The organism is Marinomonas ushuaiensis DSM 15871, from assembly GCF_000521805.1.
Classification (GTDB): domain Bacteria; phylum Pseudomonadota; class Gammaproteobacteria; order Pseudomonadales; family Marinomonadaceae; genus Marinomonas; species Marinomonas ushuaiensis.
Genome location: NZ_JAMB01000027.1, coordinates 1 through 4,867, shown reverse-complemented (window position 1 = coordinate 4,867; position 4,867 = coordinate 1). Strand labels below are relative to the sequence as shown.

Below are 4,867 nucleotides of genomic sequence, written 5' to 3'. Positions count from 1 at the left end.
GGTTAATAAAGCATCAAAACAAACATCATTCGATTAAATAACGACCGAAAACCAATCAAACAGACAAAAAAAGTCCCTGCTACCTTTCAGTAACAGGGACTCACTAACCACTGCACACTTACAACAAATGCATATTAGCCAGCTACATAACTCAACATCACACCTGCAGCAACAGCAGACCCAATGACACCAGCCACATTTGGTCCCATAGCATGCATCAGCAAGAAGTTTTGCTTATTTGCCTCGAGCCCCACTTTATTAGCTACTCGTGCAGCCATAGGAACAGCAGAAACACCCGCAGCACCAATCAATGGATTAATAGGATGAACAGACATCTTATTCATCAACTTAGCCATCAAAATACCCGCTGCCGTACCAATAGAAAAAGCAACCAAACCTAGAGCCAAAATACCAAGAGTCTCAAGGTTTAAGAAATCTTCTGAACTCAACTTCGATCCAACACCCAATCCTAAAAATATAGTTACAACATTAATCAATGCATTCTGAGCCGTATCACTCAAACGATTAACAACACCACACTCACGCATCAAATTACCAAAACAGAACATACCCAATAATGGCGCCGCCGATGGCAAAAACATAGCCACTAAAACAGTTACAACAACCGGAAAAATGATTTTTTCACGCTTTGACACTTCACGTAATTGCACCATCTTAATCGAACGCTCAGCAGGTGTTGTTAACGCACGCATAATCGGCGGCTGAATCAAAGGAACCAAAGCCATATAAGAGTAAGCAGCAACTGCAATAGCACCAAGTAAATCTGGAGCAAGACGACTTGCGACAAAAATTGCCGTCGGGCCATCTGCACCACCAATAATACCGATAGCCGCAGCATCCGCTAAAGTGAAGTCCATAATGCCAGAAGCACCCAACAAGACAGCACCGATTACGGTAGCAAAGATACCAAATTGAGCAGCAGCACCAAGCAACAAAGTCTTAGGATTGGCCAACATAGGACCAAAATCCGTCATAGCACCAACACCCATAAATATAATCAGCGGAAACAAACCTGTCTCGATACCACCATGATAAATGTAATACTGCAAACCACCTGGAGATACCATATGACCTGCAGCATCATAAACAGGAGCAGCCATGAAACCAGCTCCTGGAATATTTACCAACACCGCACCAATACCAATCGGCAACAATAAAAGAGGTTCAAAGCCTTTCTTAATCGCAAGAAAAACCAAGAGCAAACCTACACAGATCATCACAAATTGGCCCAGCTCAAGCTGATAAAAACCAGTATCATGAAAAAGATTTAATAATTTACTTTCCATTATTTAAAACTGCCCTATAACTACAGAGTAAGAAGCGATTGACCCACCTGAACGGAGTCACCCTCTTTTACGTTAATGGAACCAACAACACCTGCTTTTGGCGCTGAAATCTCAGTCTCCATTTTCATCGCTTCAAGAATCATCAAAGTATCACCTTCAGATACCTGTTGACCTGGAGCAACCAAAACTTTGAAAATATTACCAGCCAATGGTGAAGGCACATTTTCACCTGAAGAAGCAACCACTGGAATAGATAACGCAGACGTCGCAGGAGATGTCGCGGGCTGTATATCACTAACTTCACCACCCTCAGAAACTTGAACAACAAACTCCTGCCCAGAAACGGCAACGGTATAAACACTTGCTCCGCCAGGAGAAGATACAGGAACAGTAGATGCATCAACCACATCATCAATAGTAGGCACTGGCTCAAAAGCACTTGCATCACCACGATTCTGTAAAAACTTCAAACCAATCTGAGGGAAAAGCGCATACGTCAGCACATCATCAATTTTATCATCAGCTAAACGAATACCTTTTTCACTAGACAGTCCAGCAAGCTCTTCCGTCAACTTATCCATCTCAGGGGCTAATAGGTCAGCCGGGCGACACGTAATTGCCTCTACACCATCCAACACACGAGACTGCAAATCTTTATTAAATTCTGCAGGCGCCGCACCATACTCACCCTTTAAAATACCAGCAGTTTCTTTAGAGATGGATTTGTATCGTTCACCGGTCAATACATTCAATACCGCTTGAGTGCCAACAATCTGAGATGTTGGCGTGACAAGAGGAATCAAACCGAGATCTTCACGAACTTTAGGAATTTCTTTCAAGACATCATCAAACTTATCCGCTGCACCCTGCTCCCTTAATTGACTTTCCATATTAGTCAACATACCACCTGGCACTTGCGCAATAAGAATACGAGAATCCGTACCTCGCAGCGAACCTTCAAATTTAGAGTATTTCTTTCTAACTTCTCTAAAGTAAGATGCAATTTCCTCTAATAGAGTCAAATCTAGACCAGTATCTCTATCAGTCCCTTGCAAAGCGGCAACAACCGATTCTGTTGCACTATGACCATATGTCATAGACATAGACGAAATGGCTGTATCAACGCGATCAACTCCAGCCTCAATTGCCTTAAGGATTGTCATATCAGACAAACCAGATGTCGCATGAGCATGCAACTGAACCTCTAGCTGAGTTTGAGCCTTCAACAAACCAACCAATTCAAATGCATCATATGGCGTAAGAATGCCAGACATATCTTTAATAGCGATAGAGTCTGCGCCCATATCCTCTAGCCTCTTCGCATAATCAACCCAATTCTGCGTAGTATGAACACGACTCTTTGTATAAGAAATCGTACCTTGAGCATGCTTATTTTGCTGCTTAACTGCTTTAATTGCCGTTTCTAAATTACGAGGATCATTCATCGCATCAAAAATACGAAATACATCAACGCCATTAAATGCAGCGCGCTCAACAAACTTATTTACAACATCATCAGCGTAATGACGGTAACCAAGAAGGTTTTGACCGCGCAATAACATTTGCTGAGGCGTATTAGGCATCGCTTTTTTGAGTTCACGAATACGCTCCCATGGATCCTCACCAATAAAGCGGATACAAGAATCAAACGTAGCGCCACCCCAAGATTCAAGTGACCAATATCCAACTTGATCTAGCTTTTCAGCAATAGGAAGCATATCGTCGATACGCATACGAGTAGCAAATAAAGATTGATGCGCATCACGCAGAACGACGTCCGTAATACCCAGAGGTTGCTTAGGATTTGTCATATTTCAGCCTCAGTAAAAACTGTTAGTTAGTATTATTGTTTCTATGTTGATGCACAGCCGCAGTAATTACCGCGACCATTTGAGCATCAATAGAAGGTTGGTTCACAGAACGTGCAGTAGGCTCTACCGGAGTCGCGACTTGCACTTCAGGAAAAAAATGATTCAACAAGCGAGACATATATCCCGTTACGAAAATCAGGATAATCAGGAACAAAAACACGAACCCCATTCCCAAAACCATCAACCCAATCCCTTCTTCAAGCAATCCACTCATAATATCGATACCTTTACACTTGCCTTGTTTGTAAGCGATGAATGTGCTCAGATGCACCATCATTAGCATTGTTTCTTTTTTGTGAGTTATTTTTTACCACAAACCAGAACAGTTTCATATTTTTTTTGCATAACAGTTAGACTTATTTCGTGAACAATTCACTAGAAGCACCCTCCATTTTGAAAAAAACAAACCCCAAAGAATCAAGCTTGCACAACTCCATCACATTGGCAGTTGCACCAATGGAAGGCGTCATGGATCATACTATGCGTTCCTTACTCTCGAAAATAGGAGGCATGGACTATCTAGTATCTGAGTTTGTACGAGTGACTCAGTATGCCATTCCATCATCAACATTCAAAAGACTGGTTCCTGAAAATAACAACAGCGCTCAAACTAAATACAACCACCCAGTACACACCCAATTACTTGGCAGTAATCCAGAACTTATGTCAGAAAGTGCCCTCAACGCAGTAAAAGCTGGCGCAACTCATATTGACATTAATTTCGGCTGCCCCGCAAAACGAGTAAACGGACATGGTGGAGGCTCTGTCTTGCTACAAAACCCAAATTCACTTTACGACATAATGAAAGCAGTCCGCAGCAAACTCCCACAAGGTATTATCGTCTCAGCAAAAATACGACTCGGGTACGAAAACGAAGAGTTGCTTTTTGATAATGTTGCAGCAATAGAGGCAGCAGGCACAAATAAACTAACCGTCCACGGCAGAACAAAAAAAGACGGCTATAAACCACCAGCTCGTTGGGAAAAAATCGGTGAAATTCAAGACAGAACAAAAATGCTGGTCGTGGCAAATGGGGACATTACAGACAAAGAATCATTACTAAGATGCCGGTCTATTTCAGGGTGTAGTCACTTCATGATCGGTAGAGGCTCACTTAATAACCCCTTTATCTTTCAGGACTTACGAACCGAGCTAGAAAACAAACAAAAGATCGAACATCAAAACGATCTCATCGAACTGTTCATAGATTACACAACTCAATTACAAAAAGAATATGATGAAGTAGCCACGCTAGGAAGACTCAAACAATGGTGCGGACACTTACGTTTTGAATACACAACAATAAAAGATAACCTAAACACATTAAGACGTAGCAAAAGTGTTATTGAATTTTCAGACAATATTAAATCGGCATTAGGAGAGTAATAAACTTAGATATAAAACAAGGAAGAAAATTAATGGTGCACCCGAGAGGATTCGAACCTCTGACCGCTCGGTTCGTAGCCGAGTACTCTATCCAGCTGAGCTACGGGTGCTCAATAATTTTTTAACGAAACACTTAAAGAGGATAACTTGAAATACTTTTAGTAATGGTGCACCCGAGAGGATTCGAACCTCTGACCGCTCGGTTCGTAGCCGAGTACTCTATCCAGCTGAGCTACGGGTGCATAGCAATACTTTATTTACGAAAGTAATCTGAAGAGGATAGCTTCAAATACTTTTTTTTGG

At 41.8% G+C, this 4,867-nt stretch carries 4 protein-coding genes and 2 tRNA genes; 1 reads left to right on the top strand and 5 read right to left on the bottom strand.

The features are described from left to right. Positions 1–134: 134 nt before the first annotated feature. From MUS1_RS15500 to MUS1_RS15490, 3 genes are read right to left on the bottom strand one after another with little or no spacing between them, the layout of a single operon-like run. Positions 135–1,307, bottom strand: a complete 1,173-nt coding sequence (locus MUS1_RS15500) for a sodium ion-translocating decarboxylase subunit beta (RefSeq protein ID WP_036164107.1) — start codon at positions 1,305–1,307, stop codon at positions 135–137. Positions 1,308–1,327: 20 nt separating this feature from the next. Next, on the bottom strand, positions 1,328–3,118 hold the full coding sequence (gene oadA / locus MUS1_RS15495; protein WP_036164105.1) for a sodium-extruding oxaloacetate decarboxylase subunit alpha: 1,791 nt from the start codon (positions 3,116–3,118) through the stop codon (positions 1,328–1,330). Between the two features lie 22 nt (positions 3,119–3,140). Further along, entirely contained in the window at positions 3,141–3,455 is a 315-nt protein-coding gene (locus MUS1_RS15490) for an OadG family protein (RefSeq protein ID WP_245595835.1), read from the bottom strand. Positions 3,456–3,541: 86 nt separating this feature from the next. On the opposite strand from MUS1_RS15490, the gene MUS1_RS15485 reads away from it, so the two are divergent. Further along, positions 3,542–4,564 carry a tRNA dihydrouridine synthase gene (locus tag MUS1_RS15485; RefSeq protein ID WP_051436404.1) on the top strand — a complete coding sequence of 341 codons (1,023 nt, stop codon included), beginning with the start codon at positions 3,542–3,544 and terminating at the stop codon, positions 4,562–4,564. Between the two features lie 33 nt (positions 4,565–4,597). On the opposite strand, the gene MUS1_RS15480 is transcribed toward MUS1_RS15485, so the two are convergent. Both MUS1_RS15480 and MUS1_RS15475 read right to left on the bottom strand, forming a co-directional pair. Beyond that, positions 4,598–4,674 (bottom strand) — tRNA-Arg (locus MUS1_RS15480). Between the two features lie 55 nt (positions 4,675–4,729). Further along, positions 4,730–4,806: transfer RNA gene (locus tag MUS1_RS15475), tRNA-Arg, on the bottom strand. Positions 4,807–4,867: the final 61 nt, after the last annotated feature.

Excerpts from the sequence above, each read along its gene's own strand:
- oadA (WP_036164105.1), bottom strand. The coding sequence starts at position 3,118 with ATGACAAATCCTAAGCAACCTCTGGGTATTACGGACGTCGTTCTGCGT.
- MUS1_RS15490 (WP_245595835.1), bottom strand. The coding sequence starts at position 3,455 with ATGATGGTGCATCTGAGCACATTCATCGCTTACAAACAAGGCAAGTGT.
- MUS1_RS15500 (WP_036164107.1), bottom strand. The coding sequence starts at position 1,307 with ATGGAAAGTAAATTATTAAATCTTTTTCATGATACTGGTTTTTATCAG.